At 54.9% G+C, this 20,851-nt stretch carries 17 protein-coding genes; 11 read left to right on the top strand and 6 right to left on the bottom strand.

The features are described 5' to 3' along the window. The first annotated feature begins 155 nt into the window (after positions 1 to 155). Positions 156 to 419 (top strand): hypothetical protein, encoded by a 264-nt coding sequence (locus AB4Y96_RS20565; protein ID WP_441919530.1) that lies wholly within the window; start codon positions 156 to 158, stop codon positions 417 to 419. Between the two features lie 15 nt (positions 420 to 434). On the opposite strand, the gene AB4Y96_RS20560 is transcribed toward AB4Y96_RS20565, so the two are convergent. From AB4Y96_RS20560 to AB4Y96_RS20540, 5 genes are all read right to left on the bottom strand, one after another. After that, on the bottom strand, positions 435 to 785 hold the full coding sequence (locus AB4Y96_RS20560) for an HVO_A0114 family putative DNA-binding protein (RefSeq protein ID WP_441919529.1): 351 nt from the start codon (positions 783 to 785) through the stop codon (positions 435 to 437). Then, entirely contained in the window at positions 766 to 1,065 is a 300-nt protein-coding gene (locus AB4Y96_RS20555; protein ID WP_441919528.1) for a toxin-antitoxin system TumE family protein, read from the bottom strand. Before AB4Y96_RS20555 ends, AB4Y96_RS20560 begins: the two co-directional genes overlap by 20 nt. A 79-nt stretch (positions 1,066 to 1,144) precedes the next feature. Then, positions 1,145 to 2,191, bottom strand: coding sequence for a choline ABC transporter ATP-binding protein (gene choV / locus AB4Y96_RS20550; RefSeq protein ID WP_441919527.1), 1,047 nt, complete (start codon positions 2,189 to 2,191; stop codon positions 1,145 to 1,147). After that, on the bottom strand, positions 2,188 to 3,030 hold the full coding sequence (choW, locus tag AB4Y96_RS20545; protein WP_441919525.1) for a choline ABC transporter permease subunit: 843 nt from the start codon (positions 3,028 to 3,030) through the stop codon (positions 2,188 to 2,190). The genes choV and choW overlap by 4 nt, the downstream gene beginning before the upstream one ends. 79 nt (positions 3,031 to 3,109) lie before the next feature. Further along, positions 3,110 to 4,051 carry a choline ABC transporter substrate-binding protein gene (locus AB4Y96_RS20540; RefSeq protein WP_091878047.1) on the bottom strand — a complete coding sequence of 314 codons (942 nt, stop codon included), beginning with the start codon at positions 4,049 to 4,051 and terminating at the stop codon, positions 3,110 to 3,112. A 190-nt stretch (positions 4,052 to 4,241) separates the two neighbouring features. Here AB4Y96_RS20540 and AB4Y96_RS20535 point away from each other — a divergent pair, with 190 nt between their 5' ends. From AB4Y96_RS20535 to AB4Y96_RS20510, 6 genes are all read left to right on the top strand, one after another. Further along, complete coding sequence (locus AB4Y96_RS20535) at positions 4,242 to 4,832, top strand: thymidine kinase (protein ID WP_441919524.1); 591 nt, start codon at positions 4,242 to 4,244, stop codon at positions 4,830 to 4,832. Between the two features lie 120 nt (positions 4,833 to 4,952). After that, complete coding sequence (locus AB4Y96_RS20530) at positions 4,953 to 6,041, top strand: hypothetical protein (RefSeq protein ID WP_091878045.1); 1,089 nt, start codon at positions 4,953 to 4,955, stop codon at positions 6,039 to 6,041. 3 nt (positions 6,042 to 6,044) lie between these two features. Continuing rightward, complete coding sequence (locus AB4Y96_RS20525) at positions 6,045 to 7,196, top strand: hypothetical protein (RefSeq protein ID WP_091878044.1); 1,152 nt, start codon at positions 6,045 to 6,047, stop codon at positions 7,194 to 7,196. 12 nt (positions 7,197 to 7,208) lie between these two features. Beyond that, the gene (locus tag AB4Y96_RS20520; RefSeq protein WP_441919522.1) at positions 7,209 to 9,119 is read left to right on the top strand and encodes an AAA family ATPase; all 1,911 of its coding nucleotides are present in this window, start codon (positions 7,209 to 7,211) and stop codon (positions 9,117 to 9,119) included. Beyond that, positions 9,119 to 10,405: a DUF6638 family protein gene (locus AB4Y96_RS20515; protein WP_091878042.1), complete on the top strand. Its 1,287-nt coding sequence runs from the start codon at positions 9,119 to 9,121 to the stop codon at positions 10,403 to 10,405. The genes AB4Y96_RS20520 and AB4Y96_RS20515 overlap by 1 nt, the downstream gene beginning before the upstream one ends. A gap of 12 nt (positions 10,406 to 10,417) precedes the next feature. Continuing rightward, entirely contained in the window at positions 10,418 to 11,542 is a 1,125-nt protein-coding gene (locus AB4Y96_RS20510) for a DUF2333 family protein (RefSeq protein ID WP_441919520.1), read from the top strand. Between the two features lie 373 nt (positions 11,543 to 11,915). Here the strand turns inward: AB4Y96_RS20510 and AB4Y96_RS20505 are convergent, their stop codons facing one another. Further along, positions 11,916 to 12,377: an Lrp/AsnC ligand binding domain-containing protein gene (locus AB4Y96_RS20505; RefSeq protein ID WP_091878040.1), complete on the bottom strand. Its 462-nt coding sequence runs from the start codon at positions 12,375 to 12,377 to the stop codon at positions 11,916 to 11,918. A 110-nt stretch (positions 12,378 to 12,487) separates the two neighbouring features. Here AB4Y96_RS20505 and putA point away from each other — a divergent pair, with 110 nt between their 5' ends. The 4 genes from putA (at position 12,488) to AB4Y96_RS20485 (ending at position 20,700) form a co-directional block, all read left to right on the top strand. Beyond that, positions 12,488 to 15,580 carry a bifunctional proline dehydrogenase/L-glutamate gamma-semialdehyde dehydrogenase PutA gene (putA, locus tag AB4Y96_RS20500; RefSeq protein WP_441919518.1) on the top strand — a complete coding sequence of 1,031 codons (3,093 nt, stop codon included), beginning with the start codon at positions 12,488 to 12,490 and terminating at the stop codon, positions 15,578 to 15,580. Between the two features lie 109 nt (positions 15,581 to 15,689). Continuing rightward, complete coding sequence (locus AB4Y96_RS20495) at positions 15,690 to 17,369, top strand: formate--tetrahydrofolate ligase (RefSeq protein ID WP_441919516.1); 1,680 nt, start codon at positions 15,690 to 15,692, stop codon at positions 17,367 to 17,369. Between the two features lie 239 nt (positions 17,370 to 17,608). Continuing rightward, positions 17,609 to 19,792 carry an anthranilate synthase gene (locus AB4Y96_RS20490; protein ID WP_441919562.1) on the top strand — a complete coding sequence of 728 codons (2,184 nt, stop codon included), beginning with the start codon at positions 17,609 to 17,611 and terminating at the stop codon, positions 19,790 to 19,792. Beyond that, on the top strand, positions 19,792 to 20,700 hold the full coding sequence (locus AB4Y96_RS20485) for a cation diffusion facilitator family transporter (RefSeq protein WP_441919514.1): 909 nt from the start codon (positions 19,792 to 19,794) through the stop codon (positions 20,698 to 20,700). The genes AB4Y96_RS20490 and AB4Y96_RS20485 overlap by 1 nt, the downstream gene beginning before the upstream one ends. Positions 20,701 to 20,851 lie beyond the last annotated feature (151 nt).

Here is a 20,851-nt window from a genome sequence, read left to right as displayed (position 1 = left end):
TGGGTTTCTGGTTCGCCCTTCGACAGGCTCAGGGTGAGGGGGGGCTAATTTTGCAATCTTTGCGATTAGCGTTGCATCACCCCTCTCCCTCATGGTGAGCTTGTCGAACCACGGACCACAAATCACGCACAACAGATTTGCAGGGAGGAAGTATCATGAGCGGACGTCAGCCAATCGCAACTGCCCCGAAAGACGGCAGCAAGGTTCAGGTCTTCTGGAAAGATGAGGACGGACAGGAAAACGAATCCCTCGCGCAATACCGTTCGCTTGATCGCCTGAAGGCGACCGGTGGTCAGTGGGACGAGACTGACGCCGGCTGGTGGATATTCACCGATTCAAACACGCAGAAGAAGGTGACGCCGCATGCGTGGCAACCGGCCAACAAGGCCGGTGAGGATGAGGATGAAGAGAACGGGTAGGGTGTATTGCTCTGCTTAAGCCGCCGCTGAAATCTTGAAATCGACGTGAATCTTGTCGTAGGGAAAAATCACCTTACCCTCGTCAGTCTTGTGGATGATTCCAGCATTCAAAAGCAGCGTAACGTCCAGATGAACGCCTTTGAAATCCCGTTCAACGCGGCGAGCAATCTCCCGAATGCTCAAAGGGCCAGCACTGGCCATCACCTTTATGATGTTCAATCGCTTCGGCGACAGGATTTTATGCATGACTTCCCATGTGACGAAACTGAACTGGGGTGTGGTATCTGCCTCACCGGTATTCCATGCGATCTCAACGTCATCAAGCACAGACGCCAGCGTCTGAACCTTAAACACGATTGTTTTCATGGAGCCACCTTTCTACATCACTTTTGAAATCCGCGAGTAGTGCCTCGATCGTCGAAAACCTATAGGAAACCTCGGTTTCTCCTACATGTTTATGGTCGCCTTTTCCTGCTTCGTTGTCATATCTCAACACACACACATTATTGGCAACCAAGGCGAAGCGGTATTTATAATTATGAAGGCTACCTCTCAAGGGTTTCGGTACAAGCCAGACAACAAATTCGGTAAATATATCCTGATCAACAAAGACTCGCCGCGCGACAAGATTTTTCGCTTGCACCATGAACATACCACCATCAAAAAACGATGTAAATCACACCATCAATATGGTGTAATCTGTCGTACTGTAGAGATGGTCGAAGCTAGTTTCTCTGATGCTTTAGTAGGCCCCGTACGATGTCATCGGCCGAGATCATGCCGAGAATGGCACCATTCTCAACGATACCTACATCGCCGCCGTTCTTTGATACGGCCTGCATAACCTGACGCACAGGGGTATCGCGCCGTGCTGTGGCCGCGAAGGGGCGGTTGGCCGCAGAGCGGGTACGATCGAGCGGGACCATGATATCACCGGCTGTCAGCACGCCAAGCGGATTCATATTGGCGACGAAATCCGCGACATAATCATTGGCAGGATTGAGCAGGATGTCCTGCGCCGTGCCGCACTGGATGATGCGGCCGCCTTCCATGATGGCGATGCGGTTGCCGATTTTCATGGCTTCATCGAGATCGTGACTGACGAAGACGATGGTTTTCTTTAAGCGTTCCTGCAGGCTGAGCAACTCATCCTGCAGACGGGTACGAATGAGCGGATCAAGCGCCGAGAATGGCTCGTCCATGAGCAGGATCGGTGCGCCTGTCGCGAAGGCTCGGGCAAGGCCAACGCGCTGCTGCATGCCGCCGGAGAGTTCACCGACCTTGCGCTTGGCCCAGTCCTTCAGATTGACGAGAGCCAGCTGCTGTTCGACCGCTTCCGCACGCTCTTCCTTGGAAACGCCTGAGAGTTCGAGGCCGAAACCGACATTCTCTTCCACCGTGCGCCAGGGCAGCAAACCGAACTGCTGGAACACCATGGAGACAAGGTGTTTGCGCAGATCGCGTAGCGTGTTCTTGTCGGCTTTGCCGACATCAACAGAGCGCCCGCCGTGATGCACGACAACCGATCCGCGCGAAATCGGGTTAAGGCGATTGATTGCGCGCAGAAGTGTGGATTTACCTGAACCCGACAGGCCCATCAGCACAAGAATTTCACCTTCGGCGATGGTGATCGAGCAATTGTGGACGCCAAGCACATGGCCGGTTTCCGCCTGAATATCAGAGCGACTTTTGCCCTGATCGGCCAGCGACAGCGCGCCCTCGGTCTTTTTGCCGAAAATGATGCAAACGTTTTCGAGTGTAATCGCGGTCATTCACCTGGCTCCTTGCCGGGACGGAAGATACGGTCGAGCACGATGGCGACAACCACGATGACAAGGCCTGCTTCAAAACCAAGCGCCGTATTAACGGAATTGAGCGCGCGGACAACCGGAACGCCGAGGCCGTCAGCGCCGACCAGTGCCGCAATAACCACCATGGAAAGCGACAGCATGATGGTCTGGGTCAGACCGGCCAGAATTTGCGGCATGGCATAGGGAAGCTCAATCTTCCACAACAACTGGCGTGACGATGCGCCGAAGGCCTCGCCTGCCTCGACCAGATGTTGGGGTGTCGAAGAAACGCCAAGATGCGTCAACCGGATCGGGGCGGGAAGCACAAAGATTGCTGTTGCAATCAAGCCGGGAACCATGCCGATCCCGAAGAAGACAATAGCCGGAATCAGATAGACGAAGGTTGGCAGCGTCTGCATGAGATCAAGCACGGGGCGGATGGCCGAATAGAATTTCGGCCTATGCGCCGCAATAATGCCAACGGGCACGCCGATGCCCATACACAGGATGCAGGAGGAGAGAACCAGCGTCAGGGTCTCCATCGTTTCCTTCCAGTAGCCCTGATTGAGAATGAAGAGAAAGCCGAACAGTGTGAGCAGTGTCACGGCAATCGAGCGCCTGAGTGCATAGGCGATCGCGGAAAAAATGGCGACCATGATCAGCGGATGCGGATATTTCAGAACGAACATGAGCCCGTCGATGAACGACTGCATGACATAGGCGAGCCCATCGAAAAACCCGGCGAAATTGTTCGTGAGCCAGTCGACGACGGCTTTTGCCGTCTTGCCTACCGGAATCTTGTCTTGTGTTAGCCAGTCCAAGCGAAAATTCCTCTGTCGGTTGCAGCATCAAGCGAAAGAACCGCCCGGCGGATGCGCCGGACGGTATGATTGGCAGGTCTTAGAGACCGAGAGATTTTTTGACAGCTGGCAGACCGTCTTTACCGTCAACTGTCGTAACACCAGCAAGCCAGGTATCGAGAACAGCAGGATTGGCTTTCAGCCATTCGGAAGCCGCCTTCGGACCATCTTCGCCATCGTCAAGAATCTTTCCCATGATCTCATTTTCCATTTTCAGGTCGAATTTGAGATTGGTCAGAAGTTTGCCAACATTCGGGCACTCGGTCATGTAGCCGGAGCGAACATTGGTGTGAACTGTTGCGCCGCCAAAATCAGGTCCAAAGAAATCATCACCACCGGAGAGATACTGGATTTTGAAATTGGTGTTCATCGGGTGAGGCGCCCAGCCAAGGAAAACGATCGGCCCCTTGGTTTTCGACTGCTTGGCCACCTGCGCAAGCATTCCCTGCTCGGATGATTCAGCAACTTCAAAGCTCTTGAGACCAAAAGCGTCCTTGGAAATCATGTCGAGGATCAGGCGATTACCATCATTACCCGGCTCGATGCCGTAGATCTTGCCGCCAAGATCATCCTTGAATTTGACGATATCCTTGAAGTCTTTCAGGCCCTTATCATAGAGGTATTGCGGTACGGCCAGAGTGTACTTTGCGCCAGTCAGGTTGGGGCCGAGATCTTCGACGGTCTTGTTGTCCAGATAGGGCTTAAGGTCCGCCGCCATGCTGGGTGTCCAATTACCGAGAAATACATCAATGTCCTTCTTGCCAAGCGAAGCGTAGGTCACCGGAACTGACAGGACTTTTGTATCCGTGGAATAGCCCAATCCCTTGAGCACGGCGCTTGCCGCTGCGGTGGTGGAGGTAATGTCGGTCCAGCCGACATCGGCGAATCGAACGGACTTGCAACTCTCGGGCTCGGCGGCAAAAGCGGTGCCCGCAGCGAGTGTGAGAGCCAGTGAAACAGTGAGTTTGGTCAACATTTTCATCGATTGTTCTCCCTCTCCGGTTTTCTACCGGCTGTTAAGAGCATGAACCAATCACCAATTTCGAAGGGGTTCAAGCATAGCCGCGCATAAATCCGGTCAATTCGCGACAGTTGTTGATATTCCGGTAAAAGTTGCACCTTCATCGGGCAAGAGGCTTCAAGCTTAGACCTAAGTCTGATTAAACCCGGATATGGCAAAACTCTATTTCAGCTACTCGACCATGAATGCCGGCAAGTCCACCATGCTCTTGCAGGCATCGTACAATTATCAGGAACGCGGCATGCGAACGATGATGTTCACCGCGGGCCATTATGCGGAAAACGGCGTTGGCGTGATTTCTTCACGTCTTGGCGTGACCGCTGCTGCGGAGCTTTATCGCGACGAGGACAATTTGTTCGAATGGATTGCCTCGGCGCACGGTGAGAATGCGCTGAGCTGTGTTTTCGTCGATGAAGCGCAGTTCCTGACCAGGGAACAGGTATGGCAGTTGGCGCGCGTGGCTGACAGGCTGCATCTGCCTGTCATGTGCTTTGGCCTTCGCACCGACTTTCAGGGCAAGCTGTTTCCGGGTTCAGCCGAGCTTCTGGCGATTGCCGATACATTGCGCGAAATCAGGACCATCTGTCATTGCGGCTCGAAAGCGACCATGGTGGTCCGGCACGATTCGGCAGGAAAGGCTATTGTCGAAGGCGATCAGGTTTCGATTGAAAAATCCGTTTATGTTTCGCTTTGCCGCAAGCACTGGGAAGAAGAAACCGGGCGGATCGCTTCGGATCACTAGCCTCATTTCAATCTAATATTGCCTGTCATTTTTCTACAGGCTTTTTTTCGTTAAATGCCGTGTCTATATTCAGACGGCAGATAACACATAAATTATTCTGGGCATTCAGGGGAGACACGAATGGCGAGTTTGCAGAGCTTTGATACCGAGATCGAAAAGACCCGCAATATGGTCAATGAGATGCGGACGAAAATTGACCAATCCAGCGTCGTTCTCGACAAATTCGCCAAGGCGGATGCCAAGATTGGCAATCCTGATTTCGATATCGAAAATGCCCGAATCGATGATGTCTTGCGTCAGCAGAAGGTGATGGAAGGCAATATTGCCGACCTGATCATTGGGCTTGAAGATGCGACCAATGTTTTCGGTTCCGAATTTGAAAGCATGAAAAGCTATTCCGGCTGGGAAAAGCTGGTTGGTGTTTTCTCCAAAGACAAGATGCAGCGCCTGCGCACTGACCGCGTGCGCAACATGTCGCTTGCCGGCAATTTGCAGGAACTGCTTTCCAAGTCTGATCGTATTGTCGGTATCCTCAAAGAACAGAAAACCGTTCTCGACGCGCGCTACAAAACATCGGAAGCCAGCCTTGCCAACGTAATTGAACGTCGCAAGACGACGGTCGCATCGCTGGAAGCCACGCAAAAGCGCATTGAGGAATTGAACCCGCTGCTGCTCGACATCGAAAACCGTATTGCCGCCTCCACTGATCAGGGCACCCGTGCTGGACTGGAAGGTGAACGCTCGAAACTCGCAACTGAGTATAATGAGCGTCAGGCGAAGGAGCAGGAGCTTTTGGCCGAAAGCCAGACATTGGAACGCTACACATCCATGTTCCAGACCTTTGTTGACTCGCTCAACAACCAGATTGCGGCGCAAAGCACCCTGATCAACAAGCTCTCCATCGATACGGAACAGCGCATTGTGCTCTACAAGGCACTGGAAGACTCATTGAAAACCGCTGCCCAGCAGGATGTCGCGCACAAGATCAACACGCTCGGCAGCCGGGTCGATACGGCGGCTGAGGAGACCATGGCCGGTGTTGGTGCTGCTGCACAGAAGCATATTGGCGATCTTCTCGAAATGCATGAGAAGAACATGGTCAGCACGCAGGATATCCAGCGCCGCAAAAAGCTGGCTGATGATGCGTTCTCACGCCGGTTCTCGGAAGTCTTGAAGAAGCATAACGCTGCTGATTACGTGCAGAGCTAATGCATGACCGAGAATGCTGACCTGACAGCCGCCGAACGCTATTTCGGTGCGATACGTGCTGCACTGGACGGGCTGGATATATTTCTGAATAACCAGCAGTCGCCGCTCTATAAGCACGATCTTGTTGCACAGACCGTATCGGAATATTTGCGGCGGCTGGAGGCCTCCTTTGAATGCTGGCGGAACCGGATCGGCTTTACCGACCGGTTTCAGATTTCGCGCGCAGAAAGCGGCTTTCCGGTTTTCCAGAACGTGCTGGAACTGGAAAACGACAAGAAGGACACGAAAGCCCGGCTTGCTGCCATTCCGCCTGCGACGGCTTTGCGCAGCGAGATGGCGGATTTCATTCTGCGGCATCGTGAATTCCCGCGTGACCTGCAAAAATCCATGGCTGAGCGGATTTATCTGGAAACCGTTGAGCAGGGCGAGGTGTTTTCTCCCTTCATCCTCCCGGTGACCATTCGTGTTTCGGTCAATCCAAAAACCATGCGACCGCTCTACGTGGTGCATTGGGGGGCGTTTGACGGCGCGTCCAACCTGCCGCTGATTTATATGGCAATCATCGAGGACTCGTCTGATGATCTCGTGAAGACCCTCGTTGGCGAGGATGGCAAGCTCAATCCAAAGGTCAGGATTCCATTGCCGGTTGGCGGGTTGCTCAATCCGGAGCTGGCGCGCCGTTTTGATGATTTCGCTGCGAAGAATTCGGCCTATTCACTGTCGCCAATAACCATCGCGACAAGTCTCGATACTGATTTTCCTGAACTCCACCCCAAGCAATTGCGGCGTGTGGTGCTCGGCCCGTTCTACACAACTGGTATCACCGAGCATAATCAGAAGGTGGCGGACGTGCTTGAACGCGTGCGCAAGCCTGAAGATGCCTGGCTTCTGACCTGGACCATGCAGGAAGTTTTCTCCAAGGCTGAGCGGCCGGGAAAGCGTGGCCTCTGGTCCTCGGAGCCTTCGCGTGAGGAATTCTATATCAATACGGATGATCTCGAAGCGGCGCGGCAGGGTGTCAGCAGCTATGAGCAGCATGCGCTTGTGCCACATGAAGCCTATCAGGCGCTTTATGCTTCGGGTGAGGCGACCCGTATTTTCAGCGGTTTCAAAACCCACATCCTGTCCAATGGGCAGGTCATCAGCGACATTTAGGGGAGCACGATCATGGATGTCGGTTTGACCACCATTGACGAGAAGGACATCACCAAGCATCTGCCGGTGGCGCAGGCCATGGTGACACGCTTTGTCGTGCTTGAAACAGGCGATGCCAAATCCGGGACGGAAATTGCCGGCACGGGGCGCCGGTTCGTGTCGACGGTCTCAACAGGCGGTTTGCGTTCCACCCGCGAAGTGGATCTGACCAAGACAATTCAGGCCGTGCGCCCGGATGATCAGATGCTGTCCATTGCCCAGCACACACTGCTCTTTCGCGCCCGCCGCGGCGTTGCTGTTGCGCTTGCGGTGGCCGATGTTTTCGCACGTCAGAGCGACCTCGAGAACCTGATGGCACGCAATGCCTCCGCCCCGCTGCAAGGGGAAGAGGCTGCGCATTTCAAGAAGCTGCTGTCGGCCGCCGCCTATGTATCGGCCTTTGCGCTTGCCGCCTATCTGTCACAGCTCATTGAAGCGGACACGCAGGCTGCCAATGATATCAAAGCACCGGAGTTTAATTTCGATACGGCGCAGGATGCGCTGAAATCTGTCATTGGCGGACTTGATCGGGCGATTGCCGGGGCTGCCGACGAACAGACCATGCTGGCACGGGCAAAAGCCTATGCCGCTGCGGCCATCGAAGGGCTGCTGCAACGCAAGGGCCGTTTTGATGGCTTGGGCAGTTTCGAAGACACACATCTGCGGCTCGACAGCGATGATTTCACGCTTGATGGTTTTGATGTAGCGCCGGGCAAGAAGCGCACGCCGCTTGTTATGACCTTCCGCAAACCCGAAGAAGTCGTCGGCAACCACATTGCCAAATATCAGGCCCTGAAACTGTCCAAAATGCTGATGGCCTATGATTTTGACCGGCAGCTCAATCCCTTTGTGGAACTGGGCGGGTTTCTGTTCACCTTCATTGGCGACGGCGCGCCGGGCACTGGCAAGACGACGCTGATCCAGATGATTGCCGGTCTCGTCAATGATTATTGTCAGGTGGCAGGCTATGCCTTCCACTATGAGAATTTCGGTGTCGACCAGATTTCATCCTATCAGGGCAAATCCGGACAGAACTGCCGTCAGTTCGTCAACAACGTGCTCAATCCGCGCATCATCGGTTTTGGAACCATCGATGATATTGATCAGGTAGCAGCGCGGCGATCCGACGACCGTGCATCTGCCGGGCAGCAGGAAATCACCGGCGTGCTGATGGAAGCCTTTGCCGGGGCTTCGACCGTGGTGCGCGGCAATTGTTCTTTCGGCATGTTCTCCAACTATCCTGAAAATGTGGATGATGCATTACGGCAGCGCGCCGGTGCCCGCTGGCTGGTTGATGGCCCGCAGACGCGCAACGATTATATCGATATTTTCGCATTGCTCGCAGGCAAGAACCACAAGATTCCGCTTGGCGAGCACAAGCTGTTCGAGGATCAGCAGATCGAGCGGGCCGTTGAAACCGCCTATGATCAATTGTCGAAGCCGCAGGAAGATGGGTTGAAGCTTGTCTATGAGCGCTTCATTGACGAAAATGGTGAGCCGGAAACGCTCGCTGATATCGGCACCTATCTGCACATGATCAAGGAGCGCGAGCCTCGCTTTACCGGCCGCGCGATCAAGAACGTTACCGATGCCATCAAGATGCGGGCGATGGATATCGAGCTGCCGGATGAATGGTTCGAAAAACCCGAAAGCTTCATGCACAAGCCCTATGATGAGAAAAAGGCGATGGTTGAAGAGCTGCGCAAGCCTTTCACCGTGGAAATGGTTTTGCAGGAAACCAATCGCTACGCGGATTCGGAATTCCGCTATGCCGATAAGTCCGACGATGCCGCCGTTGAGAAGATTGTCCGCGATGCGCGTCTGCGCGAACGGGCAATCAAGCAAGTGGAAGACTTGAAAGCCAAGGGGCAGTGGGACGCCTGATGGACCTTCTCTACGAAAACGAGCTGATTTACGGGCGTCTTCTGACTGTTGATCAGCCGCATTTGATCGAGCGCTACAACCGCGCGCTGACGGCGTTCGGGTTCAAGGCAACGAACCTGAAGACCTTCGAGATCGATCGGACCGGTTTCTCTCCTGAGATTGCCACCGAGCTGAAAGATGCGTCTTATCTTGATCCCAATGGCGTCAACAGGCGATTTATCATTCTCACGCCTGACCAGGCCACCTTGCCGGTGGTTCACACACAATTCTCCAATACATCGCAGTTGATGTACGAATTCTTCAACAGCAATGCGCGCGCGATCAACGCCTTGACGATCAAGGATGTGATTTACGGCGAGATCGAAGATAGCGTTTCTGTTGTCAATGATATTGAAGACCTGCTGTCGATCAATCAGGTCGAATTTCGTGTCCTTTCGGCTGAGAATGTCATGGGGCAGGCGGCGGAATTGCGCCTGCTGGTGGACCGGCTTCAGAATGAACCGAACACATGGCGCGATAATGATGTGCTGAACCGTATGGTGGAGCTTGCCAAGGTTACTGGTGATATCCGCGAGAACTCGCTGGTGCCTGACAAGGTAATCTTTCGCCACAAGGCCTTCTGGACCAGCCATTTCGGCGGCATCTACATCTTTGTCGATGACAATACGACCACGGTCATCGGCGATCCAGCTGCGCCGGGCTTTCGGCGCTCACGCCCCTGGCAGGTGAATTACATCTCCATCAAGGACGCCGATCAGGTCTTCCAGTTTCTATCCTCGACGGGCCGTATCGAATTGCCGCGTGGCTCATGGGTCGAACAGTCAGGCTATCTTGAAAATCGCGGCGAGATGATCATCCGCCATCTCATCCAGACTCTTGAACCGGAGCGCAATCTGACTGGCATCGACCGCATCTGGTTGCAGACGTGGATTCACGCCAATGCGAGCCTGATCAATCATGATGGGACATGGCCGTTCCTGAATGCGGTCAAACGCGAAATCGCCCAGACCGGACAAATCAATCTGTCCGAGATTGATCCGGCGCGCCGCTTTCTGGTTGTGCGGGCATTGCCGCGCCACTCCGATGCCTGGCTGGTCAATCAGTTGATCAGCGATTTTGTGCCGTGGGATTTTCTCTCGCGCTATGTCTTCAACAAGCAGGGGTTCTATGCCGATTACACCAAATGGAGCCCCACCTATCAGGAACACGTTGTCGATATACTCAAAACAACCTATTTGAAGGACAAGGAAGGGCTGCGCAAACGGCTCTACGGTCTCACCTCCTAACAAGGATGCACAATGCTCGACCCCGTGATTAATTTCTTCAGCCGGATTTTTTACCTGATCGGACGCGGCATCGGTTATGCGGTCGGTATCGTCCTATGGCCGTTCATGTGGCTGGGAAGCTGGTACACGCAGCGCGGCTGGATATTGAAGACAGTTGTTGGCGCATTGGTGATCCTCTGGATAGGGCTGTATGGCTATTTCTTCTGGGTCACTCAGGTCTGGACCAATTTTAACCCGGATTACGTCGCGGCCTATAATTTTGAAAAGCGCGAAGTGGCGGCCGGTGAGCCTGTTCCCGCGCAGGCGGCTGAAACGGCACCCAAGACCTGTGCCCGGTCTGCGGTGGTCGAGGTCACGGCTGACCTTACCGATTTCAACGTGAACCAGAACGCCTGGATTTCATCCATGCTGCTGTTCAAGATGGGTTTCTTCGGTATGTCGTGGGATGATACGCCGTTCCTCGACAACAAGGCGGCCTTCCAGCGCGGTATCAATTCGGCTGTCCGGCGTACGGCTGTTGAGCTTGTCGACACACTCGGCCGCGTCCGTGGTACATCGCAGATCGATGGCGACCTGCAGAAGGCACGTGGCAACCTGCAATTCACCGAGGATTCATGGTATTTCGGGTTCAGCCCGTTTGGTCCGAAGACTCCAACGCCAAGCTATTATCGCTCGGCAGTCAAAGACCTCAGGACGTTTAACTCCAAGCTTGAAACCTGCAACGCCATCTTTGATGCGCGCGCCGACAATCTCATCCAGTTCATTGACCGTATCGCCAATGATATCGGTGCAACTTCGGCTATCTTGAAGGATCGCTCCGAGAACAACAATTATGGCTGGTTCGATACCCGTGCCGATGACCGGTTCTGGTTCGCTTATGGCCAGCTTTATGCCTATTACGGCCTGATGAATGCGGCGCAGGTTGATTTCAAGCAGGTCCTGCAGGAAAAGCATCTGACACCGCTGTGGGATGGCATGGACGGACAGTTGCGTTCAGCGCTCAACATCCGGCCGTGGATTATCGCCAATGGCAGCGAGGGTGGCTGGTTGTTGCCCAACCATTTGACAACCATGGGTTTTTATATTCTGCGCGTGCGTTCCAATCTGATCGATATCAAACAGGTTCTGCAACAATAAGTAGACTTGATTGGATAAAATGCTATATTTGGTCTTGGAGTGAGGGCGAGCTTTCGCCCACCCTCTTTCCTGTTATATGAATTGGATCCGGAGGGTCAATTGCCAGTGATTCCGGATCCGTTTCATTTCCAGGGTGATGCTTCGCAGTCTGAAAAACCGCATTGCTACACCTCCAAGGTTAAAAGCAAGGCTGTTGCCGCAGTCGGAGCAGCCAATCTTCTCCGATACACCGCTGGCCCGGTGTCGCTGCTTTAGCTCTTAACGTTTTCATTGATGATCGAGTTGATCCGGTTCCGCAACGAACGGGAAGTTGTATCGAGGTACGCGTTCGGTTTCAGAACGCTGGCGGCAAGGCTGATGGCTTGCGTCTTGATCAGACCGGCAGATGCGTTGTTTCCTTGACTTCTTCCATCACCGCATAGGTGTGTGTTTCCCGCACGCCGGGTAGCGAGAGCAGAGCATCGGAGAGAAAGCGTCTGTAGTGCTCCATGTCGGCCACCCGCGCCTTGATCAGATAGTCAAATCCACCGGCGACCATATGACATTCCAGAACATCAGGGTTGCGCCGCGTCGCTGCCGCAAAGGTGGCAAAAACATCCGGCGTGGTGCGGTCGAGCTTGATTTCCACGAAGACCAGCATTGCGCGGTCGAGCTTTTTCGGCGACAGTCTGGCGGTGTAGCCAAGAACATAGCCATCCCTTGTCAGGCGCTTGACCCGTTCGGTCGTCGCCGTTTGGGAAAGGCTGATACGCTCGGATAATTCGGTGTTGGAGAGCCGTCCGTCCTTCTGCAGCTCGCGCAAAATGCGCCGGTCAAGGCTGTCTAAATTTTTCATCTCTAAAACACCCCGTATTTTTAGTTTTTTACGCTGATTTGTCAGCTTTCATTGGTGAGAAGAACCAAGTGGAATAGATTATATGGGAAAAATCAATAAGGGGAAGCCTGATGACCAGACCATTGCCGTCTTCAAACGATTTTACTGCGCCATATGCTGTCGATGATCAGCAATTGGTTGCATCTTTGCTGCAAACCATCGCGCTTCCGGAAGAGGTCAACCGCCGTATTGATGCGCGCGCCAGCAAATATATCGCCACGATTCGCAAGGAAGCCAGTGGTATCGGCGGCGTCGAGGATTTCCTGCGCGAATATGGTCTTTCCACTCGCGAAGGTCTGGCGCTCATGGTGCTTGCCGAAGCGCTGTTGCGTGTGCCGGATGCGGCAACGCAGGACAAGCTGATTGAGGATAAGCTCAAGCAAGGTAAATGGTCGGAACACGAGCCAAGCGGCGATACATGGTTTGTATCGGCATCCGCCTGGGCGCTGGGCCTTTCCGCCAAAGTAATCAAGCCCGGTGAGACCCCGGAAGGCGTAATTTCCTCACTGGTCAAGCGCATCGGCCTTCCCACAGTGCGCACGGCCACCAAGCAGGCCATGCGTTATCTCGGGCACCACTTTGTTCTTGGTGAAACCATCAAAGATGCGTTGAAGCGCGCCGCCTCGAACGAAGCCAAGGGCTATCGGCATTCCTTCGATATGCTGGGCGAGGGCGCCCGGACCCGCAAGGATGCGCGTGGGTACTTCAAGTCCTATTCCGATGCTATCGATGCGATTGGCCGCGCTACGGGCAACAAGAAGCTGCCGGATCGCATGGGCATTTCGGTCAAGCTTTCGGCCCTGCACCCGCGTTATCTTGCCACCCATCATGATCAGGTTATGGCTGAACTGGTGCCTGATCTTCTGGCGCTGGCGCAGAAAGCAAAAACCTATGATCTCAACTTCACGGTTGACGCCGAAGAAGCGGATCGTCTGGAGCTGTCGCTGGATGTGATCGACCGGGTTTTCGCTGATCCGTCGCTTGATGGCTGGGACGGTTTTGGTCTTGCCATTCAGTCGTATCAGAAACGCGCGCTTGACGTGATCGAGCATATTGACCGGCTAGCGGCCCGCCATAACCGCAAGATGATGGTGCGTCTGGTGAAGGGCGCTTACTGGGATACGGAAATAAAACGTACGCAGGAACGCGGCCTGCCGGATTATCCCGTCTTTACCCGCAAGCCTGCAACTGATGCGTCTTACATGGCCTGCGCCAAACGAATGCTCGATGCACGCCCACGCATATTCCCGCAATTTGCCACGCATAACGCGCTGACCGTTGCGATGATATTGGAAATGGCCGGTGACGACAAAACGGGTTTTGAATTCCAGCGCCTGCATGGCATGGGCGAGAGCCTCTACAAGCAGATTACGGAAAAGGATGAGAAAATCGCCTGCCGTATCTATGCACCTGTCGGTGGTTATCGCGATCTTCTGGCCTATCTTGTGCGCCGCCTTCTCGAAAACGGTGCCAATTCGTCTTTCGTTTCAGTGGTTGGCGACAGCAATGTGCCGATTGCTGACTTGCTGGTGCGCCCCGCTGAAAAGCTCAATGACGGCAAGGGCTATCGCCATCCGCATATTCCACTGCCTGCCAAGATTTACGGCAAGCGCGCCAATTCGGCTGGCGTGGAACTTGGTGACCGCAAGGAACTGGCGGCACTCTTGACCGGAATTGCCAAGGCATCCCGTACCGTTAATGCTGTGCCGCTGATCGATGGCGTGAAAGTGTCAGGCAAAGCCCAGAATGTGATTTCTCCGGTCAATGGTTCCACTGTCGGCACAGTGGTATTTGCCACCGCCGATGAAGCCGCAAAAGCTGTTGGTATTGCGAAGAAAGGTTTCACTTCGTGGTCGCGTGTGCCGGTTGAAACCCGCGCCAAGGCTTTGGAAAAGGCTGGGGATCTTCTGGAAAGCAATCGCAATTTGCTGATGGACCTTCTTTCCCGTGAAGCGGGCAAGACCCTTGATGACGGCATTGCCGAAATTCGCGAAGCCGTGGATTTCTGCCGCTACTATGCCGCCGAAGCGCGCCGCCAGTTTGCCGCTGACAAGGTCATGCCGGGGCCGACAGGCGAGGACAACAAGCTGCGCCATCGCGGACGCGGCGCATTTGTCTGCATCAGCCCATGGAATTTCCCGTTGGCGATTTTCCTCGGGCAGGTAACGGCAGCGCTTGCTGCTGGCAACACGGTGGTGGCCAAGCCTGCTGAACAGACACCCCTCATCGCCTATGAGGCGATCCGGCTTCTGCATGAAGCCGGTGTGCCCAAGGATGCCGTGCTCTATGTTCCGGGCGATGGTTCAGTCGGTGCGGCGCTCACCTCGCACGCGGATATTGCGGGTGTTGCCTTCACAGGCTCAACCGATACGGCCTGGGCGATCAACCGCGCGCTTGCAGCAAAGAAAGGCCCGATCGTTCCGCTGATTGCTGAAACCGGCGGTCTCAATGGCATGATCGTCGATGCAACCGCCTTGTCGGAACAGGTTGCCGATGATGTCGTCATGTCGGCCTTCCGTTCGGCTGGTCAGCGTTGCTCGGCGCTGCGTATCCTCTATCTGCAGGAAGATATCGCCGACAATATGCTTGAGATGATCGAGGGTGCGGCGCGCGAGTTGACCCTTGGCGATCCGTCATTGGCATCCACTGATGTCGGCCCGATCATCGATCAGGCGCAGCGCGATATGCTCTCGGCGCATATCACCGCGATGCGTAAGAGCCAGAAGGTGCGCTATGCCGGTGCTGCGCCGGATGAGGGCCTGTTCTTCGCGCCGCATATTGTTGAGCTCAACCATGCGGAAGCGCTGGAAAAGGAAGTGTTTGGTCCGGTTCTGCACGTAGTGCGCTGGAAGGCCAAGGATCTCGACAAGGTACTCGATCAGATCGCCTCAACAGGTTACGGCCTGACGTTCGGTCTGCATACGCGCATCGAAGCAACCGTGGCCAAGGTCATCGACCGGCTCGATACCGGCAATGTCTATGTCAATCGCAATACGATTGGTGCGGTCGTCGGGACACAGCCCTTCGGTGGTTCAGGCCTTTCCGGCACAGGACCCAAAGCGGGCGGACCGTCTTACCTCTCGCGTTTTGCGCTGGAACAGGTGGTGTCGGTCAACACAGCTGCTGCCGGTGGTAATGCCAGCCTCATCGCCATGGGTGAATAAGCGGCAAAACCGCAAAAATAAACGTGCAATTGGGGATAGTGAGCTGCTCACTATCCCCATTTCGTTTCTGCGATGCTATTTGGCGTATTCAAAACAGGGAGCAATGCCGATGGCCGCCGTCAAATCAGATATTGAGATCGCCCGCGCCGCAAACAAAAAGCCGGTTTTCGAGATTGGCGCGAAGATCGGCATCGATCCCGAACACCTCGTTCCCTATGGCCACGACAAGGCAAAGCTCTCGGCGGAGTTCATTCGTTCGAAGCAGGATGCCAAGAACGGCAAGCTCATCCTGGTGACGGCTGTCAGCCCGACACCCGCAGGCGAAGGCAAGACGACAACCACGGTTGGTCTTGGCGATGGTCTTAACCGCATCGGCAAGAAGGCGATTGTCTGTATTCGCGAGGCTTCGCTCGGTCCCTGTTTTGGCATCAAGGGCGGCGCTGCGGGTGGCGGGTACGCGCAGGTTATTCCGATGGAAGACATCAACCTGCATTTTACCGGCGATTTTCACGCCATCACCTCGGCCCATAATCTGCTCGCGGCCATGATCGACAACCATGTCTATTGGGGCAATGAGCTCAACCTCGATACGCGCCGTGTAACATGGCGGCGGGTGATGGACATGAATGACCGCGCGCTGCGAGACATTGCCTCGTCACTTGGCGGCGTGGCCAACGGCTTCCCGCGCGAATCGGGTTTTGACATCACCGTGGCTTCGGAAGTCATGGCGATCCTTTGCCTTGCGACCGATCTGCACGATCTGGAGCAGCGGCTCGGTAATATCATTATCGGGTATCGTTTCGACAAAACCGCCGTTTACGCGCGTGACCTCAAAGCCGACAAGGCGATGGCGGTTCTCCTGAAAGACGCCATGCAGCCCAATCTGGTGCAGACGCTGGAAAACAACCCTGCCTTTGTTCACGGTGGACCCTTCGCCAATATTGCCCATGGCTGTAATTCTGTTGTCGCTACCACCACTGCGCTCAAGCTTGCGGATTATGTAGTGACAGAGGCGGGTTTTGGTGCAGACCTTGGAGCGGAGAAATTCTTCAATATCAAATGCCGGAAGGCCGGATTGAAACCGGCTGCTGCCGTTATCGTTGCCACGGTTCGTGCGATGAAAATGCATGGCGGTGTCGCCAAGGATGATCTCGGTCTTGAGAACACAGCGGCTGTAAAGGCCGGATGTGCCAATCTTGGTCGCCATATGGAAAATGTTCGGCAGTTCGGTGTACCCGTTGTCGTCGCGATCAATCATTTCAGTGCCGATACAGATGCCGAGATCGAAACGATCAGGAATTTCGTGGCAGCCCACGGTGCGGAAGCGATTCTATGCAAGCACTGGGCGCAGGGATCAGCCGGTATTGAAGAATTGGCGCATAAGGTGGTGTCTCTGGCTGAAAGCGGTTCGGCGCAATTTGCACCGCTTTACGAGGATGAACTCTCCCTGTTCGACAAGATCGAAACAGTCGTCAAGCGAATCTATCGCGGTGCTGAGGCCGATGCTGATGCCAGTGTGCGTGAGCAGCTTCGGCAGTGGGAAGCGGCGGGCTATGGCCATCTGCCTGTCTGCATGGCCAAGACACAATATTCCTTCTCGACCGATCCGCATTTGCGCGGCGCACCTGTCAATCATGTGGTGCATGTGCGCGAGGTCAGACTGTCGGCGGGTGCTGGTTTCGTCGTTGCGATCTGCGGTGAGATCATGACCATGCCGGGCCTGCCGAAGTCACCGTCGGCCGAGCGCATTCACCTCAACGATGAGGGTTTGATCGAAGGGCTGTTCTGAACGATTTTCGTGGCCGCGATTTTTGCTGTTGCAAGCGCCGCCGCGTGACGCTAACAATCACCGCCATGAACACGTGCGTTATTATTTCAAATGGTTGGTGGTGGGCTCGCTGAAAGCGGCCACACAAGCCTTTTGCACGCACGTAAAGGGATCAGGGCCGCAACGGGTTTTCCGGGCGGCCTTTTTGTTTGACCGCCTGCAAAACCCCCAAGGCCAAATGCAACGGAGTGGAAATGATGATGCATAGAATTGAGGGCGATGTGGAAATATTCGACACCGCAGGTGGTGTTACGATTTCCCGGTCACGCATTGCGACTGCCTATGCCAGCGCCATCGACAGCTATGTCGATGCACTGGATGAACGACGCGGCGCGGTTTTCTCCTCCAACTACGAGTATCCAGGTCGTTATACGCGCTGGGATACAGCCATCATCGATCCGCCCGTTGCCATCACCTCCAATGGCCGTCACATGACCATCGAGGCGTTGAACAAGCGCGGCGAAGTGTTGTTGAAGCCGATTCACAAGACGGTTTTGGCGCTTGCCGAAGTTTCGGTCCGCGCCGCGAGTGCAACCAAGCTTGATCTCGAAATTGCCTTGCCAAGCCGCCCGTTCACCGAAGAAGAGCGCTCGCGTATTCCCTCCGTATTTACAGTGTTGCGCGGCATTGTTGCCCTGTTCTTTACGGAAGAGGACGCCAATCTGGGTCTTTATGGCGCGTTTGGTTATGACCTCGCATTCCAGTTCGATCCGATCCAGTACAAGCTGAAGCGGCCGGATGATCAGCGCGATATAGTGCTCTATCTCCCGGATGAAATTCTTGTTGTTGACCACCACGCGGCCAAGGCATGGCTCGACCGCTATGAATATGCGTTTGAGGGCGCTTCCACCGAAGGCCTGTCGCGTGAGACGGAAGCCAAGGCGTTCAAGCCGACGGACGTGATTCCGGGTCGCGGTGATCACAATCCCGGCGTTTATGCGGAACTGGTGAAGAAGGCCAAGGAAAGCTTCAAGCGCGGTGATCTCTTCGAAGTGGTGCCGGGGCAAACGTTCTATGAGCGTTGCGAGACCAAGCCATCGGTCATCTCGCGCCGTCTGAAAGCCATCAACCCGTCGCCCTATTCGTTCTATATCAACCTTGGCGACAATGAATATCTGGTTGGCGCGTCGCCTGAAATGTTCGTTCGCGTGGTTGGCCGCCGTATTGAGACATGCCCGATATCAGGCACGATCAAGCGCGGTGAGGATGCGATTGCCGATTCCGAGCAGATCATCAAACTGCTCAACTCCAAGAAGGACGAGTCCGAGCTGACCATGTGCTCGGACGTCGACCGTAACGACAAGAGCCGCGTGTGCGAGCCGGGCTCAGTGCGCGTGATCGGTCGTCGCCAGATCGAAATGTATTCGCGCCTCATCCACACGGTGGATCACATTGAGGGACGTTTGCGCGAGGATATGGACGCCTTTGACGGTTTCCTCTCCCATGCATGGGCTGTGACGGTGACTGGCGCGCCAAAACTCTGGGCCATGCGCTTTATCGAAGAGAATGAGCGTAGCCCGCGTGCGTGGTATGGCGGTGCCATTGGCATGGTCAATTTCAACGGCGATATGAATACGGGCCTGACACTGCGCACCATCCGTATCAAGGATGGTATAGCGCAGGTTCGCGCCGGTGCAACGCTGCTTTTCGATTCCATTCCGGAAGAGGAAGAGGCGGAAACCGAACTCAAGGCTTCCGCGATGATTGCTGCGGTGCGGGATGCGCATAAGAGCAATGTGCTGCCGGAAGAACGGGCGGTTGCCCGGGTCGGCGAGGGACTGTCGATCCTGCTCGTCGATCACGAGGATTCGTTCGTGCATACGCTGGCCAATTATTTCCGCCAGACTGGCGCGACTGTGACAACAGTCCGTACACCAGTGCCTGAGGAAGTCTTTGACCGGTTGAAGCCTGATCTGGTCGTGCTTTCGCCGGGGCCCGGTACGCCAGAGGATTTCGACTGCAAGGCGACAATCAAGAAAGCGCGCAAACGTGATCTGCCAATTTTTGGTGTCTGTCTCGGCCTGCAGGCTCTTGCGGAAGCCTATGGTGGTTCACTCCGGCAGTTGCATGTTCCCATGCATGGAAAACCGTCACGTATCCGCATTACAAAGCAGGGCAAGATTTTTTCCGGCCTGCCGAAAGAAGTCACGGTTGGCCGTTATCATTCGATTTTTGCCGATCCGGTCCGGTTGCCGGATGAGTTTATCGTGACGGCAGAAACGGAAGACGGTGTCATCATGGCTTTCGAGCACAAGAGCGAACCGATTGCGGCGGTGCAATTCCATCCGGAATCGATTATGACCCTTGGACACAATGCGGGTATGCGCATGATCGAGAATGTCGTGGCGCATTTACCGCGCAAAGCCAAGGAACGAGCTGCCTGATGGAAGGTGAGAAAATCGTCCAGCGACTGGCATTCTGGTCGATTTTTATCGGCATCGGTGTGCTGGCATTGAAATATGCCGCCTATCACGTCACGGGTTCCGTCGCGCTCTATTCGGATGCGCTGGAATCAATTGTGAACGTGGTGGCGGCGCTTGCCGCGTGGTGGGCGATCCGTGTCAGTCATAAGCCAGCCGACCAGAATCACCCTTTCGGGCACCACAAGGCCGAGTATTTTTCGGCGGTGCTCGAGGGCGTGCTGATCGTTGTGGCAGCGCTTTTGATCCTGCGGGAAGTCTGGTCTGCCTGGGAAGCGCCGAGGGTTCTGGATCAGCCATGGCTGGGTCTGGCTATCAACGGTGCAGCTTCTCTCGTTAATGCGCTCTGGGCCTCGCTGCTGATCAGTCGCGGTCGTCTGTTTAAGTCGCCGGCACTTCTGGCCGATGGCAAACACATCATGACCGATGTGGTGACATCAATCGGCGTGTTCATCGGTCTTGTCGGCGCTGTCATCACCGGCTGGACGTTCCTTGACCCGCTGCTTGCGGTTATCGTTGCGCTCAACATTCTCTGGCAAGGCTGGAATGTGATCGGCTCATCCGTACAGGGGCTGATGGATGTCGGTGTGCCAACCGAAGAAACCATGCGAATCCGTGACATTATCTCGGCGAATGCAGATGGTGCGCTTGAAGTGCATGACCTCAAGACCCGGATTGCGGGCCGTGTGACCTTTATCGAGTTTCATCTGGTTGTTCACGCCAGCATGAGCGTTGGTGATGCGCATGTTATTTGCGACCGGATGGAAAATGCGCTGATGGCTCAGATTCCCGACTCAAGTGTCGTCATCCATGTCGAGCCGGAAGATGAGGCAAAACTACCGATCGGCACGGCTGCTGTTCCTTTTGCTTGAGACTAGTCCATCACTAAAATTTGGGGAAATCGATGCGTGGCTGCAACATTTGTCACGCAATGTTTCATCTCGTCATGATTTCGTTACAATTATGTTGACATAGGGGAGCTGCTGAACGACATGGTCGCGCAGCAATGCAATTCTCCATTGA

The organism is Phyllobacterium sp. TAF24 (genome assembly GCF_052113785.1).
Taxonomy (GTDB): domain Bacteria; phylum Pseudomonadota; class Alphaproteobacteria; order Rhizobiales; family Rhizobiaceae; genus Phyllobacterium.
The sequence above is the reverse complement of the archived record's forward strand: the minus strand, read 5'-3'. Positions and strand labels throughout refer to the sequence as shown.

Coding starts and splice junctions, on each gene's coding strand:
- AB4Y96_RS20565 (WP_441919530.1), top strand. CDS start 156: ATGAGCGGACGTCAGCCAATCGCAACTGCCCCGAAAGACGGCAGCAAG.
- AB4Y96_RS20560 (WP_441919529.1), bottom strand. CDS start 785: ATGAAAACAATCGTGTTTAAGGTTCAGACGCTGGCGTCTGTGCTTGAT.
- AB4Y96_RS20555 (WP_441919528.1), bottom strand. CDS start 1,065: ATGGTGCAAGCGAAAAATCTTGTCGCGCGGCGAGTCTTTGTTGATCAG.
- choV (WP_441919527.1), bottom strand. CDS start 2,191: ATGACCGCGATTACACTCGAAAACGTTTGCATCATTTTCGGCAAAAAG.
- AB4Y96_RS20540 (WP_091878047.1), bottom strand. CDS start 4,051: ATGAAAATGTTGACCAAACTCACTGTTTCACTGGCTCTCACACTCGCT.
- AB4Y96_RS20535 (WP_441919524.1), top strand. CDS start 4,242: ATGGCAAAACTCTATTTCAGCTACTCGACCATGAATGCCGGCAAGTCC.
- AB4Y96_RS20530 (WP_091878045.1), top strand. CDS start 4,953: ATGGCGAGTTTGCAGAGCTTTGATACCGAGATCGAAAAGACCCGCAAT.
- AB4Y96_RS20525 (WP_091878044.1), top strand. CDS start 6,045: ATGACCGAGAATGCTGACCTGACAGCCGCCGAACGCTATTTCGGTGCG.
- AB4Y96_RS20520 (WP_441919522.1), top strand. CDS start 7,209: ATGGATGTCGGTTTGACCACCATTGACGAGAAGGACATCACCAAGCAT.
- AB4Y96_RS20515 (WP_091878042.1), top strand. CDS start 9,119: ATGGACCTTCTCTACGAAAACGAGCTGATTTACGGGCGTCTTCTGACT.
- AB4Y96_RS20510 (WP_441919520.1), top strand. CDS start 10,418: ATGCTCGACCCCGTGATTAATTTCTTCAGCCGGATTTTTTACCTGATC.
- AB4Y96_RS20505 (WP_091878040.1), bottom strand. CDS start 12,377: ATGAAAAATTTAGACAGCCTTGACCGGCGCATTTTGCGCGAGCTGCAG.
- putA (WP_441919518.1), top strand. CDS start 12,488: ATGACCAGACCATTGCCGTCTTCAAACGATTTTACTGCGCCATATGCT.
- AB4Y96_RS20495 (WP_441919516.1), top strand. CDS start 15,690: ATGGCCGCCGTCAAATCAGATATTGAGATCGCCCGCGCCGCAAACAAA.
- AB4Y96_RS20490 (WP_441919562.1), top strand. CDS start 17,609: ATGCATAGAATTGAGGGCGATGTGGAAATATTCGACACCGCAGGTGGT.
- AB4Y96_RS20485 (WP_441919514.1), top strand. CDS start 19,792: ATGGAAGGTGAGAAAATCGTCCAGCGACTGGCATTCTGGTCGATTTTT.